The organism is Alteromonas sp. 07-89-2, from assembly GCF_013113925.1.
Lineage (GTDB): Bacteria > Pseudomonadota > Gammaproteobacteria > Enterobacterales > Alteromonadaceae > Alteromonas > Alteromonas macleodii.
The window spans coordinates 53,501-69,499 of sequence record NZ_VTYM01000002.1; the positions used below are offsets into that span (position 1 = coordinate 53,501).

General features: G+C 42.2%; 15 protein-coding genes. 7 read left to right on the forward strand and 8 right to left on the reverse strand.

What is annotated here, in order from left to right:
• Window positions 1-6: 6 nt before the first annotated feature.
• Complete coding sequence (locus F0261_RS01590) at window positions 7-765, forward strand: hypothetical protein (protein ID WP_014979324.1); 759 nt, start codon at window positions 7-9, stop codon at window positions 763-765.
• A gap of 37 nt (window positions 766-802) precedes the next feature.
• Here F0261_RS01590 and F0261_RS01595 read toward each other — a convergent pair whose 3' ends face one another.
• Window positions 803-1,687, reverse strand: a complete 885-nt coding sequence (locus F0261_RS01595; RefSeq protein WP_171337045.1) for a LysR family transcriptional regulator — start codon at window positions 1,685-1,687, stop codon at window positions 803-805.
• A gap of 122 nt (window positions 1,688-1,809) precedes the next feature.
• Here F0261_RS01595 and F0261_RS01600 point away from each other — a divergent pair, with 122 nt between their 5' ends.
• The 4 genes from F0261_RS01600 (at window position 1,810) to F0261_RS01615 (ending at window position 5,519) form a co-directional block, all read left to right on the forward strand.
• Window positions 1,810-2,517: a CoA transferase subunit A gene (locus tag F0261_RS01600; protein ID WP_014949520.1), complete on the forward strand. Its 708-nt coding sequence runs from the start codon at window positions 1,810-1,812 to the stop codon at window positions 2,515-2,517.
• Entirely contained in the window at window positions 2,517-3,170 is a 654-nt protein-coding gene (locus F0261_RS01605; protein WP_171337046.1) for a CoA transferase subunit B, read from the forward strand. The genes F0261_RS01600 and F0261_RS01605 overlap by 1 nt, the downstream gene beginning before the upstream one ends.
• Window positions 3,171-3,415: 245 nt before the next feature.
• Window positions 3,416-4,741 (forward strand): DEAD/DEAH box helicase, encoded by a 1,326-nt coding sequence (locus tag F0261_RS01610; protein ID WP_014979320.1) that lies wholly within the window; start codon window positions 3,416-3,418, stop codon window positions 4,739-4,741.
• A gap of 244 nt (window positions 4,742-4,985) precedes the next feature.
• Entirely contained in the window at window positions 4,986-5,519 is a 534-nt protein-coding gene (locus F0261_RS01615) for a hypothetical protein (protein ID WP_171337047.1), read from the forward strand.
• Window positions 5,520-5,719: 200 nt separating this feature from the next.
• On the opposite strand, the gene F0261_RS01620 is transcribed toward F0261_RS01615, so the two are convergent.
• The 4 genes from F0261_RS01620 to F0261_RS01635 form a co-directional block, all read right to left on the reverse strand.
• Window positions 5,720-7,579, reverse strand: a complete 1,860-nt coding sequence (locus tag F0261_RS01620; RefSeq protein WP_171337048.1) for a DUF4209 domain-containing protein — start codon at window positions 7,577-7,579, stop codon at window positions 5,720-5,722.
• A 472-nt stretch (window positions 7,580-8,051) separates the two neighbouring features.
• Window positions 8,052-8,294, reverse strand: a complete 243-nt coding sequence (locus tag F0261_RS01625; RefSeq protein WP_012518428.1) for an EF-hand domain-containing protein — start codon at window positions 8,292-8,294, stop codon at window positions 8,052-8,054.
• Between the two features lie 58 nt (window positions 8,295-8,352).
• Window positions 8,353-9,348 carry a rhodanese-related sulfurtransferase gene (locus F0261_RS01630; RefSeq protein WP_171337049.1) on the reverse strand — a complete coding sequence of 332 codons (996 nt, stop codon included), beginning with the start codon at window positions 9,346-9,348 and terminating at the stop codon, window positions 8,353-8,355.
• Between the two features lie 149 nt (window positions 9,349-9,497).
• Complete coding sequence (locus tag F0261_RS01635) at window positions 9,498-10,052, reverse strand: VC2046/SO_2500 family protein (RefSeq protein ID WP_171337050.1); 555 nt, start codon at window positions 10,050-10,052, stop codon at window positions 9,498-9,500.
• A 121-nt stretch (window positions 10,053-10,173) separates the two neighbouring features.
• Here F0261_RS01635 and F0261_RS01640 point away from each other — a divergent pair, with 121 nt between their 5' ends.
• Window positions 10,174-11,814, forward strand: coding sequence for a response regulator (locus F0261_RS01640; RefSeq protein WP_171337051.1), 1,641 nt, complete (start codon window positions 10,174-10,176; stop codon window positions 11,812-11,814).
• A 78-nt stretch (window positions 11,815-11,892) separates the two neighbouring features.
• Here F0261_RS01640 and F0261_RS01645 read toward each other — a convergent pair whose 3' ends face one another.
• Entirely contained in the window at window positions 11,893-12,735 is an 843-nt protein-coding gene (locus F0261_RS01645; RefSeq protein ID WP_171337052.1) for a DUF6279 family lipoprotein, read from the reverse strand.
• Window positions 12,736-12,912: 177 nt separating this feature from the next.
• On the opposite strand from F0261_RS01645, the gene F0261_RS01650 reads away from it, so the two are divergent.
• Window positions 12,913-13,917: an ATP-dependent 6-phosphofructokinase gene (locus F0261_RS01650; RefSeq protein WP_014979313.1), complete on the forward strand. Its 1,005-nt coding sequence runs from the start codon at window positions 12,913-12,915 to the stop codon at window positions 13,915-13,917.
• A 111-nt stretch (window positions 13,918-14,028) separates the two neighbouring features.
• Here the strand turns inward: F0261_RS01650 and F0261_RS01655 are convergent, their stop codons facing one another.
• Window positions 14,029-14,856: a LytTR family DNA-binding domain-containing protein gene (locus F0261_RS01655; RefSeq protein ID WP_014949507.1), complete on the reverse strand. Its 828-nt coding sequence runs from the start codon at window positions 14,854-14,856 to the stop codon at window positions 14,029-14,031.
• Between the two features lies 1 nt (window position 14,857).
• Window positions 14,858-15,931, reverse strand: a complete 1,074-nt coding sequence (locus F0261_RS01660) for a sensor histidine kinase (protein WP_171337053.1) — start codon at window positions 15,929-15,931, stop codon at window positions 14,858-14,860.
• Window positions 15,932-15,999: the final 68 nt, after the last annotated feature.

Consider the following 15,999-nt stretch of genomic DNA (forward strand, 5'->3'; position numbering starts at 1 on the left):
ACACGCATGTACGTGATTATTATTATATTAATTGTTGTTTTGCTAATCGCAGCTATCTTTATCAATGCAATGCAACAACATCGTCAAAAGCAAGAGGCTGAGCGCAGAACTGAACTTGCCAAACAGCGTACTATTGTCGACGAAACTGAGAACGTTATTGCCGCCTGTGTAAACATGCCTGTTTCTTCGCGCATTATGGGCATACTTCACAATCGTATTCTAAATGCCTTGAAAGCAATGAACGATTTATCGAGTACATCTGAACTAAAACAGCGTATCTCAAGCAGTGAGCAAGCAACCGCTGCTGCTCTTTCGGACAATAGCGGTATCACTAACGATTTCGCGTTACCCGACAACGACAAAATGATCATTCAATACATTCAGGCCGTTAAGAAACTGCGCATTATTCTTCGTTCAGAACATAGCAAAGGGCAAATTGATTCTAAAGTATTCATGGATGAAGATAAGCAGCTTGAACGCTTGCAGGTAAAAGTAAATGTAGAAACATTGATTAAGCGCGGCCGCGCTGCACTTCAAACTAATATGCTTGGGTCAGCCAGACAGTATTTTGAAAAGGCGAAAAACGCACTAGAAAATCAAAACCCTCAAGACGAATACTCAACGTCTAAACTTGCTGCACTTAACGAGTGGTTGCACGAAATCCAAAGTAACCTTAAGAGCGTGAACGAAAAAGATCGCGCCAAGAAGCAAGAAGAAGAAAGGGACGAATTAGACGAGTTGTTCGCACCTAAGAAGAAGTGGTAGGTCGAACCTTTTCTTAGAAACTATAAAGCGCATTATTTCACTCATAATGCGCTACGGCCATGTTCCACATTGATTGAGCCGGCAGCGATAACCCTTTTCGCGCATTTCGAATTATTCCAATATTTTTCACCAGAGGCATGTCACTAATTTCTTTTGTTACTAGCCCCAATCCCTCCATTTGCGCTTTACAAATCGCCGGCATAATAGATATACCTAAACCATTTAGAATAAGCTTTCCTAGTGTAGATAGCTGCCCCGTTTCCGCGATTATATTTAGCTCACCATATTGTGCTAGCTTAGATTGAGTCCAGTGGCGTACCGCAGATCCCCTATTCATCATTACCAATGGAAGTTTTAGACAGTCCTGCCAATGCAACTTGTCCCCTAAATGGGCTGATTGTGCTTTGTTGGTCACAACAACAAACTCATCAGCAAAAAGGCTTTTAAACACTAAACCATCTTTGCGCTCTGGCTCAAACGAGAACCCAATCTCGCTGCGTCCAGTAGTAACTTCATGAATTACCTGTTCCATTACTACATCGACAATTCGTAAGTTTACGTTTGGAATTCGTTGATGAAATACTGACAAGATATTCGGTAAATGAGACTCGGCAAATGACGGCATAGCGCAAATGGTAAGCTGCCCTTTCGCCATAGCAAACAAATTTTGAATATCAGAAAAAGTATTGTCCCAGTCGTGCAGTAGCCTCAAAGCATTTGGAAACAACACCTCTCCTTCTGGTGTTAGGCTTACATTGCGTGTATTGCGTTGGAATAACTTACCGCCTAACTGCTCTTCCATTTTTTTAATTGCCGATGACAAAGCTGGCTGTGTTAAATGTAGATTTACCGCGGCTTCAGCAAAGGTTGATGACTTGGCCACTTCTACAAACGCTTTTATTTGACGGTATGAAACATCCATAAACTCTTCAACAGATCTCATCGATTAATAAATAGTTTTTATTAATCACAAGATTAATTCGATTTTACAAATGAAGCAACAATGTCGATACTTATTTTTAACAAATGCATTGGAGATAGAGAATGGCGGGATTTAACAAAGTTGTATCCTCATACGAAGAAGCAATGGCTGGCCTTGAAAATGGTATGACAGTTATTGCGGGCGGTTTCGGATTGTGTGGTATACCCGAAGGACTGATAGGCCAAATTAAGAAAATGGGCGTATCTGGACTTACTGTAGTTTCTAATAACTGCGGTGTAGATGGATTTGGCTTGGGTCTTTTACTAGAAGACAAACAAATAGCAAAAATGGTGTCTTCGTATGTAGGTGAAAATGCCCTGTTTGAAAAACAACTGCTTAACGGTGAGTTGGAAGTTGAGCTTACACCTCAAGGAACGCTGGCGGAAAAAATGCGCGCTGGTGGTGCTGGCATTCCTGCCTTCTACACTGCCACAGGTTATGGTACGCCTGTTGGTGAAGGAAAAGAAGTCAAAGAATTCAACGGTCGCCCTTATATTCTTGAACATGCTATCACTGGCGACTTTGCCATTGTAAAAGCATGGAAAGCAGATACTTACGGAAACTGTATTTATCGCCATACAGCACAAAATTTTAATCCTATGGCCGCTACTGCAGGTAAAATCACTGTGGTAGAAGCAGAGGAAATTGTAGAGCCTGGTGAATTGAACCCTAGCGAGATCCACACTCCCGGGATTTATGTTAACCGTGTTATTCAAGGTTCATTTGAAAAACGTATTGAACGCCGTGTAGTTAGCAAGGAGTCAGTGTAATGCTTAGTAGAGAACAAATCGCAATGCGCGTCGCTCAGGAATTTAAAGACGGCGATTACGTCAATTTAGGCATAGGTATCCCTACCCTTGCAGCTAACTATGTGCCAGATGACATCAGTGTGATGCTGCAGTCAGAAAACGGCCTTTTGGGTATGGGACGTTACCCGACTGAAAATGAAATTGACGCTGATATGATAAACGCTGGTAAAGAAACGGTAACGGCTATCACGGGCGCGTCTATTTTTAGCAGCGCTGAGAGCTTCGCCATGATCCGCGGCGGTCACGTTGACTTTACTGTACTTGGCGCATTTGAGGTTGATGTATCGGGCAATATTGCTTCTTGGATGATACCAGGCAAACTGGTTAAAGGCATGGGCGGCGCTATGGACTTAGTTGCTGGAGCAAAGAACATAATTGTTACTATGACCCATACCGACAAACACGGTAACCCAAAACTACTTGGCGAATGCACCTTACCGTTAACCGGTGTTAACTGTATTACGCGCATTATTACCGACTTAGCAGTGCTGAGTGTTGAAGACGGCGCATTTGTGCTTCAAGAACGCGCAACGGGCGTCAGCGTTGACGAAATTAAAGAGAAAACGGGCGGAAAGCTTGTTGTTCCTGACAATGTACCTGAAATGCAGTTTTAAACTCTGCGTTTAATTGTGCATCGTAAGGTCGCGCTTATCACCTAGCATTTATGCTGCTGTGGTAAGCGCGCACCATTGAGTTAACTCACATTTTTGCTTCAAGTTTATATTCTTCTTTCAATAACTATTGTTACAAATGCCCGCCTTCAATATTCAAACTTATAAGCCTTTCCAATAAACCTTTAAATGCACCGTGCATTAAGGGATAATGCGCCCGAATGTCATTTTAAAAAGGCTATACCTTCTTGCTAGTTACTGATTTACCTGTTCACCACAAAATTATTTCAAAGCTCGAAACGAAAAACATTTCGACGCTAACCGAAATTCAAGAACGCACTATGCTGCCTGCTATTCAGGGCAAAGATATTATTGCGTCATCAAAAACGGGGTCAGGTAAAACCTTCGCCTTTTTAGTGCCAGCTATAAACAGGCTAATGTCACAAAAAGCCCTTAGTCGTCAAGACCCACGCGCACTTATTCTTGCGCCAACTCGTGAGCTAGCCAAACAAGTTTTCATTGAAGCAAAATCAATGTGTACCGGGCTAAATCTTACTTGTTCACTTATTGTGGGTGGTGAAAATTATAACGACCAAGTTAAAGCGCTTCGCCGTAACCCTCACATTATCGTTGGTACCGCTGGTCGTGTAGCCGACCATCTATTAGATAAAAGTGTGTATTTAAACGGTTTAGAGTTGCTTATCTTTGATGAAGCTGACCGTATGTTAGACTTAGGCTTCTCTGCACAGCTTAAAATGATTAACGACTATGCTGATCACAGAAAGCGTCAAACTATGTTGTTTTCTGCCACGCTCGATAATATTGAGCTAAAGCATATGACAACGCAGTTGACCAAAGGCGCTGTTCGTGTAGCTGTAGGAGACTCAACCGCAGAGCATGGCGATATCGAACAGAAGTGCTTCTTTGCAGACAATGTTGATAACAAAGATCAAATTTTACAGTTTGAGCTAGCCAATCGTACCTACAACCAAGCTATCGTATTTACAGCTACCCGTGAAGATACCGATAGAATTGCAGCCCTGCTTAACGAAAAGAACTTAGAAGCTATTGCGCTTCGTGGTGATATGCTACAAAGCCAACGCGCAGCAGTAATGAGTGCGTTTGCTCGTGGACAGCACAGTATTCTGGTTACTACCGACCTCGCCTCTCGTGGACTAGATCTGTCAAAAGTAGGATTGGTGGTTAACTTTGACCTTCCTAAGAACGCGGATGAATACATTCACCGTATCGGCCGTACAGGCCGGGCTGGGCAAAAAGGCGAAGCATTCTCGCTAATTGGCCCTCGTGATTGGAACAGTTTCGAGGGGCTTAAGAATCACCTTCAATATGCGTTAGAGTGTTCACCGCATGACGAATTCTCGGCGTCTTTTAAAGGTTTTACGCCGAAGAAAAAAGTGTCAAAACAATCAAATGCGAAAAATGGTAAAAAGCGCGTAGCGAAACCAGCAAAACCCGGTACTAAAAAACGTGTCGATACCATGTCTGGAGAAGATATTGGTATGGTTCCTGTGAAACGCAAGCCAAGAAACACTCTGTCTGACGACGATGAATAAAACTCTATATCGTAGTTTGAACCATCACCGCCGCTAGTCACAATTCACTGTTGAATAGCGGTGTGTAACCTTTCACTTTGTTTTTAATCACATTTTCTTACAGCACTTTGATAGTACACCTCGCCATCATATGCTTTACTACGCATATAGCAATAAGTCGATTGTGCTGACTACACGCTTCAACTGTTTGTAACATAGCGTGTAAGCGGCTCACACTCCCCCCTTTAAAATGGATTTTAACTACATGAAATTTGTAAAGTTCGTATTGTTAGCCTTGTTTATAGTAATAGTCGTTGTGGCACTCTCCTATGAAAAAATAATAGCACGCGTATTGTTGCCGCAGTACATAGAGTGGGCACATGAAACAGATATGAAAGGCTTAAAAATAGGTCAATCGTTGAACGAACAAGAATTGGCGCTAGCAGCGGAGATAGGCATAAAACAACCTAAGAAAGTAAGAATTGTTTATGTAGATGAAGTGCCATATCCCTACGAAAACTTCGCGCTTAAAGTGTTTGGCGAAGCCGTTGGACTTATTGGAGAAGGAATAATAAATAACGCACAAGTTTTCGGCTATTCGATTTATGCTCGTAAAGATTTCGAGCTTAATAGACCCAAGTTAGCCCACGAATTAGTGCATGTATTACAGATTGAACGAGCCAGTTTAGATGAAGTTGTCACCCAACACTTTTTCGACATGGCTGAATACGGTTACGATAAAGCCCCACTAGAAGTAGAGGCGTCCGCAGCCAATAAAGTATACAGCGCTGATTGGTAGTCTTTACTACATAGCATACTTTTTTAGCTTCGCCCAACGTGTAGGTTCATCTGTCGAGGCTTTAAGTTCTGCTATAGACAAGTTGCCGACGAACAGATTGTTGACTGGCTACTTCTGCTTTGTGCCAGAAGCTGTCATTCGTACCGCCATAAACACTGGCGTCGTTTACAGACTCCGAGATCTTTAATTTGTTATGCAGGTCATTCGCTAGGCTGCCCACCTTCAGGAGACTCTTCAGGTTTTCGAAGACCTCCAAGCATCATGGACCGAACCACTAACCTAAGAATCATCCACCATGCATATATGGCCGAGATTGATGATGATGAGTTGTCGTCCAAAAGCCCATGTGCGACCTCATTTCGCAAGTTGAAAGCCAAAGCATCAGTGAAAACACTTTTAATTTCAAAAACTAAATCTTGGCCAAAAACGTTTACTGCATCCGGCAAATCCATCAGTGTGCTCAAACTATTTTCGTTTTCAATACCTTCTCGGTCTATGTTGCTAGTATGTGCACCAACTTCTTTTAATTGAACACGAACGATATGTTCGAGTTGCGGACACAATAGGTGAATTGCATTTCCGAAATCGTGTTCAAAACCTAGCCACAACGCATAACCTAGAAGGTGTTTCCGGTTTTGCGGAACAATAGGAGAATGATGACACAACGCCTCCATGAATTCTTTCGTAAATCTATGCTCCATAAGCAATTGTCTTAAAGCGGGTATTATTTGTCCCTCAACAGTAATCTGAGTTTCGATAGAAAATTGCCGCTGAATCTGCCTATGTAAAACTGCTTGGTTGGCCGGATCATCTTCACCTGCATTTAGATTCATTGGTGGTGTTTTTGCGATTACTCTTCCATCGCCACTCATGTGACTGGAGCCAATTAGACTTCCTAGGAGGCTATGCTGCATACTTTCTTTAGCACTATCGGCTAGCCTTTGGTATTCAGGGCCAGGATAAAGTCCGGTAAAATACATTAATGCCTCTTCAATAGAGTGTTTTCCTGAGACATGCGCTATTGATGATTCGACCATATCGGAGATGTCCACTCCCGGTGTTTTCACCAGCCCCATTTCATCTAATGAAGCCTTGCCTGATTCTGTTATCTTTGTACGAATTACTTCTATCCTGCTGTTGACGTTGTAATTCTCACGATTTTTGACTGGAATACGACGGTATGCTTGTATTGCATTTTCATAGAAGGAGTTGGAGACCATATTACTGCCGCCAGATCGAGAATCAGCTTCTTTTTCGAAGCAATCAGCTATCGAAACCAAACACTCCAGCCAGGCTTGCTCATCACGACACTGTTGGAATTTCTTTGCCGCCAACTCCAAATAAGATCTCGCAGAATTGAAATCACCTTCACGCTTTAGTCCAGAGCCAGATCTCATTAATTCATGTGCTATATTTTCTCTGAGTTCATGATCTATTTTGAGTTTGTCCAGTAAACCCGCGATTCGTAGAGCCATGAATTTATTACTTGGATACTCAATACCAAATGCTCCAAATAGTTGGTTCTTGATATCATTTAGCTTCTCAAAGTCCTTTACTTGCATACATAATCTTGCAGAACGTTCCCAACAGTCATTTATGTCACGATGCCAAGTATCAGGATCGATGGCGTGCACAATATAATTCTCTATAGCAACTTTCGCATGCTCCGGATTTCTTGGCTTTTTACACAGCCATAATAAATCCGCTAGCCTTGCCTTCAACCAAGGCTCAACTATGTCATTCAGTATTACTTCGAAAAAAGCTAAGTCATCTACCGTGAAATCTTCAGGAATAGCCGAACGCCTTCCAGCCTGATAATCTGCAAAGTAGGGATTAAAAGGCTCGTTTAAGCTGCCAGGAGCAAGCATCATTGATGCGGCTCGTCCAAGTAATTCAAGAATTTTTGCTTGTTCTTCTAAACCAGCTTCTGCCTTCACTTTTGCATGCTTCTGAAGGCTTTGCATGACAGAAGAGTACCCATAATGATTTTCAGGTTGTACATCATACTGCCATTCGCAGGCGATGAATTGTTGTCGAGCATCATTTAACAAATCAGTCATTCAACTTCCTTGATCTTTAATCCATAAATTGGCAAACCATTCTGACGCATAAAAGTTTATCAATAGGCATGTTGCCTCTTTTTTGCCGCTACATCGCCTGTTTACATTTTGCAACAATCTATAACACTGATAATTAGTTGCTACAAGTCAGATAGTGATTTGAAATTTAACATTTTATCTGTTTCAGAAAACAGGCAAATTGCCTGTTAGTATTAATAAGGGGAAAATAACCATTGAGAAATAGAATAGTTTATTCAACGGCCGCTTTACGCTCGAAGTCGACATTGAAGGCTATTCAAAGGAAGCTATATCTCACTCCCAACACGAATGGCCAAACTCAACACATAAAAAAACGAGTGCTTAAAAGCACTCGTTTTCAATTGGATCTTTTACGTGGCCTAGCCCTCGTTTTCACACTTAGCCTAGCGAGTCGAAAAGCCTCAGTCGACGATAAGTGTTACTAAGTTTAAACTTAGTATTCCCACCATCCTTCTTGCCACCACTCCAAAAACTCTTCAAAGTCGATGTAACCATCGTCGTTACTATCGATAAGCTTAAAGCCTTCTTGTACGTGGCTAGCTTTCGTTTTTGGTGAAATAACGGTTAGAAGCTCGATGAACTCCGGCAAATCGATTTGGCCGTTGCCATCACGATCGAAAAAGCTGAAGTCCTTTCTAATTTCTTCAATTTTAGATTCTGAAAGTTGAGTGCTCACTCGCATTCCTTATTTCAACTGCAATAAGCACGAGTGTAACGCCCTTCTTTCTAGCTGTCTACGCCTGATTTTCTTTTGCTTTAAGTGCGCGTAAACGTTGAGCTTCTGCTTTTTCCTGACGCTTTTGTTCCATGGTCAAACGCGCTTCCGTTCCTACGTGCTCTTGTTGACGCTCTTTTGCCAGCTGAACCTGTTTTTCACGTTCTCTAAAGCGAGCAATTTGATCGTCGGTATGGTTACCAAAGCAGTGTGGGCAGCTTACACCCGGCTCATACTTATCACTCTGCTTGTCTTCTTCAGTAATTGGAAGTCTGCACGCGTAGCACTGCTCATAATGGCTTTTCTCTAAGTCGTGGTTAACTGCAACGCGATTATCAAATACAAAGCAATCGCCTTCCCACAATGACTCTTCTTTCGGTACATCTTCAAGGTACTGTAGAATACCGCCTTCTAAGTGATAAACCTCGTCAAACCCTTGCTCTTTCAAATAAGCCGTCGATTTTTCACAGCGAATACCACCGGTGCAGAACATAGCCACTTTTTTATTTTTTGACGGGTCGAGCTCTTTCGCTACGTATTCAGGAAACTCACGAAACGTTTCGGTTTTAGGGTCGATAGCGTGTTTGAACGTACCAATTTCAATTTCATAACCGTTTCGCGTGTCAATAACCGTAACGTCTGGGTCGCTAATAAGTGCGTTCCAGTCTTTAGGTTTTACGTAAGTACCAACGGTTTTGCGAGGGTCAATACCCTCAACGCCCATGGTCACAATTTCTTTTTTCAGTTTTACCTTGGTGCGATAGAACGGCTGTTCATCGTGAAGAGATTCTTTGCAAGAAATAGGATTAATACGTTCGTCGCTGTTTAAATAAGCAAGTAATGCGTCGATACCTTCGCGGGTACCAGAAACCGTACCGTTTATCCCCTCGTGGGCAAGAAGAAGTGTACCTTTAATACCATTAGCTTCCATTGTTTCGAGAAGCGGTTGGCGGATTTCTTTGAAGTTTTCAAGCGCAACAAATTTATACATTGCGCATACAATATATTTAGACATATTTTAACCTTTGCTGATTGGAGCGTAAGACCAGTGCAAAAATGCGGCGCGCAATATAACAAAAAGGAATGATAAAAACTAGGGCGGATACGAATTAGCGCTCGTACGTCAACGCAAACTTAGCACGCAACAACGAATTGAAATAACTGCTATGCAATATTCTCAAAAGATGTGGAGTGTGACGAATTTTCTTGTTGTGAATGGTGTTCTTTATCTTGTGATGAAAGGATATCGTATAGCAGCGTATTATCTTCCTTCACGGTGTTAGCGTATTCCTTTTTCAACCGTTTTTGTGTTGCCAAACTACAATTATCTACTACATCGTCGGGTAGACGTTTAGCATCATCAGTTTGTGATAGTGGAGAAGGATTCATACTTAAATATAATCTTGCTGCCGCATAGTCTTGAGACACTAACTCAGACAAAACGTGCATTCTGCCCCATTCGCATTCATTAGCGGCTAGCGATGGTCTTCTATAAAAATTTAACGATGCAAGCTTGGATTCGATGTTGCTTTTATCATCAGTTTCTGACGCTACCGCTTCAATTTCAAATGGCTCAGCCACACTATGTTGTTGCATAGCGAGATATAAAGAGAACAACGCTCCCTGCGCAGATGCTTTAGCAAGCACACCACTGCGCTCCCAGTATATACTGGGGTCAATAGGTATTTGCTCACGAGCCTCGACAGTTTCTTGCGACATTCTTATTTATAACTTCATATGTATACTTATGTTTTCGGCAAGATAATGTTTTTCTTAAGCTTATTATCTAAAATTAGATATACTCCTATAAAGTAATCGCGCGCTCATTCATGGATTTGAAATGCAATTTAGCAACAAACAAGTACTGATTGTTGAAGACCAACGCCCTTTCCTTCTTTTATTAAAGGGGCTGATGCATTCGATGGGCGCATCTGATGTAGTTACGAAGTCATCTGCTGAACAAGCGGTATCACTATGTAAAAAGCATAAGTTTGATATCGTCATTTGTGATCTACACTTGGGAGCTGACAACAAAAATGGCTATGAACTCATTGAAGAGTTGCGCACTCGAAGGCTTATCAGTCCCACATCGGTGTTCATTCTGATAAGCGCAGATAGCGCTCGACCGATAGTGTTGGGCAGTATTGAACGTAGACCCGATGATTTTTTAATTAAGCCCTTTTCTCAAGTTCAGCTGAAGTCTCGTATTGTTCGTGCGTGGCAAAAAAGACAGTTTCTCCAGCAAGCGTTTAGTCTCGTTGAACAGGGTGAAATAAACAGTGCGATCGACCATATCGAAGCCTTACTTGACGCCCCTTCCCACTATAAAGGTCACTGTGAACAGCTATTAGTCGAGCTATACTGGCGTATAGAGCAACCCGATAAAGCGCTAGATGTGTTACGTGATTACATTGACGGAAAACCCGTGCTGTGGGCGCAAATAGCTATTGGAAAAACTTACTTGCTTTTAAAGGAATATGAGAAAGCGATTTCAATTGCCAAGAGAACGCTAAAGCGTAATCGGTTCAATGCAGACGCTCACGATATTCTTGCGCAAGCACACCAAGCCACGACGGCTGGCGACAAAGCACTAGATGCAATAAAAGAGGCAATAAAACTGTCGCCCTACTCCCTACCCAGGCATTTCAAAGCCTGTGAAATAGGTCGGCAAAATGACGATTTAGTGCTTGCAGCGAGTTCAAGCCAAGCGATCTGGGATTTATCAAAACGAACCGTTCATAAAACAAGTTTACACTGGTGCGGTATTATCCGAAGCCTTCTAGATGTCGCAGAGTTTGCAGACGACAAGCGCCAGCGCAATAAGTATCAGCAAGAAGCATTACTTACTCTGCAACGAGGAAAGTTTGATGAACATCTTCAAAAAATGGACAGAGATTTTGACGTAGATATATTTGGTACAATCGTCAACGCTAGAATTAGCGCTATAGACGGCAAACTGATTGATGCCAAACGCCACTTAACAACGTCACAAACGCTTCTTGATGATAAGTACACGGAAGTTCCTACCGCGTTTATTCCTGACAGTATTAACGTTATGTATAAACTGGGTGAGTTTGATGATGCGCTACAGTTGAATGCACTTTTGACTTCAAGACAGGATGAGCTCGACCAAAACAGTCAAAACATGCTTGATGCGCAAGCCCTCAATGCTCAGAAAAACTTAGCCAGTTATCAACAGTTCAACCGCGAAGGCATTCAACACTATCAGCAGCAAGATTACGAACGTGCTAAAGCTTCGTTTGCCCTTGCTCAAGGCTTTGCTCCTGTAAATACAGGGGTTGCGCTTAATCTATTACAATGTCTTCTACAAATTGCAATCAAAGAAGATAAAGCCGAAATGAAACTCATTAACGAGTGTAAGCGGTTGTTCAAATTGATTGACGATATGTCACTTAAGGCGCCTTACAAAGAAAAATACACCAACCTTAGAGATGAACTCTCTAAATATATTGGCTTTTGAATTAGAAAACTGGTGAGCTATGAGATTGTTAGATTTTTACTGTTCATATTTTAACCGGCGAGGCCAAAGTATTACTAACTAATCCATAAAATTATCAACCGTTTCGATTAGTTCATCCACGTTTTCAATCAGTGTTTGACGCTGTTTCTCTGAAAGGGTTGAAAATATCTCGGCCAGTAGCGTTGCAGTCACAGTCATATTATGAGCACTACTTTGCTTGTACACATCGCTTTTATAATTATCCGGATTTTGCATGAGAACCACCAACTCTTGCTCAAACCTTTCGTTTTGCTTGCGCGAAACGAATAGCTTTCTTGCCGCATTTTGTATGTTTCTGCGATACGTTATCCAAGCGTCACCTGTAGAAATAAACTGTTGCGCGTAGGTGCTAACAATTTGTTTTTGCTCTTTACTTAGATCTCCAATACGCTCACGTATTGTTTCTTGTATTCGCTCAATTCTATCTTTAAGTCTCTGTGCTTCAGACTTTTCCAGCGCCTCTTGTCGCTCTTCCTCTTTTTCTTTATTGTCTTTTTCTAAAGCCGCAAACAGGGTGACAACTTGTTCATCATCGAGTGTTTTAGCAATAGCCGCTAATTCAGGACTGACCTCGTCTCGTACGCGCTCCCAATGCGATCTAGCTAGCTCAAGGTTGTTATAAACAATACTCGAATTAAGGGTGTCATTCTGAATCTGCTTTCTTATATCCTCTAATTGCGCTTTATAGCGAGTAAGTTCACTCTTCTTGTGCCAGCTCAACCAATTTTGTAAATGCGCATCAAACTTCTCCTCTTGCTCATCTTTAAGCTCGATGTAATCGTCCATGTACCAATACACCCACCAATCTAGGTTGTTATAGGCCAGCTTAGAACTGCATGAAGTAAGAAAAATAATAAAGGCAACAACCAACAATGAACGCATAGTATTTCCTTTTTTTACGTTAGTTACGTCGTGACAAGCAAAAACGCTTATTGCTGCGTACTGAAAAATTGAATTTTACTTTGATATTACGCAATAAATATCCGTAATAGAGAACTTTACGTTGCACAGCCTTTACTCTACTTTAATGGCATTGCCTGTAAAAAGAAGGACTTTAATGTGTCAAAACGTGTCGCAATTTTAACCTCTGGTGGCGACGCCCCAGGTATGAATGCATGTATACGTGCCGCAATTATTGCGTGTCAGAAAGCTAATTTTACCTTGCTTGGCTACAAGCACGGCTACAACGGATTACTACAGCAAGAGTTTATTCCTCTATCTCTTGATTCAACGCACAATCTTATCCAGCAAGGCGGCACCATACTGCACAGCGCAAGGTGTAAAGAATTTAAAAATCGTGAAGGGCTTATCAAAGCGGCTGATAATTTGAGACAGGCCGAGGTCGACACACTTATTGTAATCGGTGGTGACGGATCTTTTCGCGGCGCAGCAAAGTTGAGCGAACTATGGGATGGCCAGATTCTTGGTATTCCGGGAACAATTGATAACGATATAGCGGGTACTGATGCCACTATAGGCTACTTTACCGCAATAGATACCGCCATGAGTTCTATCGATAAAGTTCGTGATACAGCTGATGCCTTCGAACGTATTTTCCTTGTAGAAGTAATGGGTCGCAATGCTGGCTTTTTAGCATTAAATGGTGCCCTTTCCGCGGCTGCTGACTATGTGGTTGTTCCTGAGTTTTTTGAATCCGCTGAGACTGAAATCAAAAAAATCGTAAACCAGATAAAAGCGCAACGTGCTTTGAAAGGGCCCGTCAGTTTTATTGTTGTAGTAGCTGAAAACGTTTGGCCTAATGGCTTAACAGGATTAACCGAAGCTTTGCAGTATCACAATATCAACGACGTTAGGCCGGTAACCTTGGGACATGTCCAACGTGGCGGCTCGCCGGTAGCACAGGACCGACTACTCGCCACTACTCTTGGCGAATTCGCCATAAGCTTAGTAGGAAGCGATGTCACCAATATAATGGTTGGTGAAGTTAATCAGCGCCCTATTACCGTACCCCTACCCAAAACTTGGGAAGAAACAAAGCCCCTCAATCAAGCCCGGGTTGACGCTATGCGTACCCTAATGAACGAAAGATACAGCTGCGACTAAGTAAGATGGTTCAGACGCTGTTTAACTTGAAACATTTATAGATTGTAAAAACAAAAAAGGCGGTGCTTTATAATAAAACACCGCCTTATACTACTTAATGCTCAAGCCTCTTTACATTTTCATCGCCGCTTTCACTTTATCGCGATGACTGCGACTCACTTTGAGTTCTGTATCATTTTGAAGTATTAAATGATACTCGCCACTAATATGGCTCACTAACTTTTTAACAAAACGGATGTTGGCAATAGCTGAACGGTGCACTCGAACGAAAAACTGTGGGTTGAGTTCCTGCTCAAGTTCTTTCATGGTTTTGCGCATTATATGCATGCCATCCAGTGCGTGAACGCACATATAATCACCTGCAGCATCAATCCATTGAATGTCTTGAACGTTTACGCGCGTTACTTCTGAGCCATCTTTAATAGCCAATACATCTGGGTATGGATTGGTTTCAACCGGCTCACCATTAGCTAACTTGCGTAAAATCTCTTCGCAATCATCGCCAGTAAGTTCAGCAACAAGGCTTACCAATTTTTGTGACTGCTCATCTTGATGCTGAGTTGAGTAATATTCACGTACTTTGTTTAACGCCGCACCTAAGCGCTCGTCGTCTGCTGGTTTTAACAGATAATCTAAAGCATGCACGTCAAACGCCTTTATTGCGTAACTGTCATAAGCAGTTACGAAAACGATCATGGGAATGGGCTGTTTCAGTTCGCGCAACTTGTGAATAACCTGAAAGCCGTTTAAGCCAGGCATTTGAATATCTAAGAACACCAAATCTGGACGATGTTGAGAAATGCTACTTACAGCCTCTAGGCCGTTCTGACACTCTGCAAGCACCTGCACATCATCATGACGCTCTAACCTGGCACGAAGGCCCTTGCGTGCTAAAGGTTCGTCGTCCACTACAATGGTTTTAATCACTTGCTTTGTCATGTTATACGTCCTTAACTTCATAGGGAATGCGTATTCTAACTCGCACGCCTGAAGGCTGATTGTGTTCTATAGAGAATGCAAAATTACGATGATAGAGGGATTGCAAACGCTCTTTTATATTGGCTAGGCCTACGCCGTTTTCTCGACTAAGTGTTCCGTCTTTGATATCTGCACCAGGGCCGTTATCGGCAACATCCATTAACAAGTCATTGCCAAATGTACGTGCCGTAATCGCTATACGACCACCATTTTCCATCTTAGATATGGCGTGCTTTATTGCGTTTTCAATAATGGGCTGCAAGATCATGCTCGGCACAAGGGCACTTTCACACCCTTCATCGATGTCCCATAGCACTTCTAGACGATCGTCAAAACGTACCTTCTCTATCTCTAGATAGAGTCGTAATGCCTTTATTTCCTGACCTAGCGGTACTCGCTTTATCGGGTCGTTGTCTAATGAATAACGTAGAAAGTCACTCAAACGCGACACCATCGCTTCTGCTGTGTCGTTCTCTTTTAAAAGAATAAGGGTTGAGATAGCGTTAAGCGTATTAAAGAGAAAATGCGGGTTGAGTTGATAGCGCAACATCTTTATGTGAGCTTGGTGCGCCATGGTACTCGCCTTTAGCGCGTTCTGCTTCTCTTTTTGAAGCATTTGGAAGTTCTTGATGCCAAAGTACACACCACTCCAACACCCCACCATTATTAGCGAGTTAATAGTGTTGGTAAAATACATATACCATTCGTCTGGGCGATATCCGTGCTTGTAGATTTCCCAGTAGTTAATGTTTTTTACCACGGCCCATAGCAAAGCGATTAAGTAGCACGACACAATCACTATGATGATCATGTTGAGCGGTGATTGCTTTCTTGCCCATCGATAGATGTAGCGAAGCGGAATGGTTAGCAACCATCCTGCATAGGCATTAAGCATGATGATGAAAACCCAAATAGGTCGAACATCATGGAGAAAAGATCCGATGTAATAAATTATTGCGAACCCTGCCCAGCCTGCACTGTGCAATGTCCAAAATAAACGTTCATTACTTTCTATTACACGCTGAAAGCGACTCACAATATTACCAATTTAAAAACTTATAGGAAGATTATACGCAAGCCTTGCCACGACCCAAGCGCCTTGGT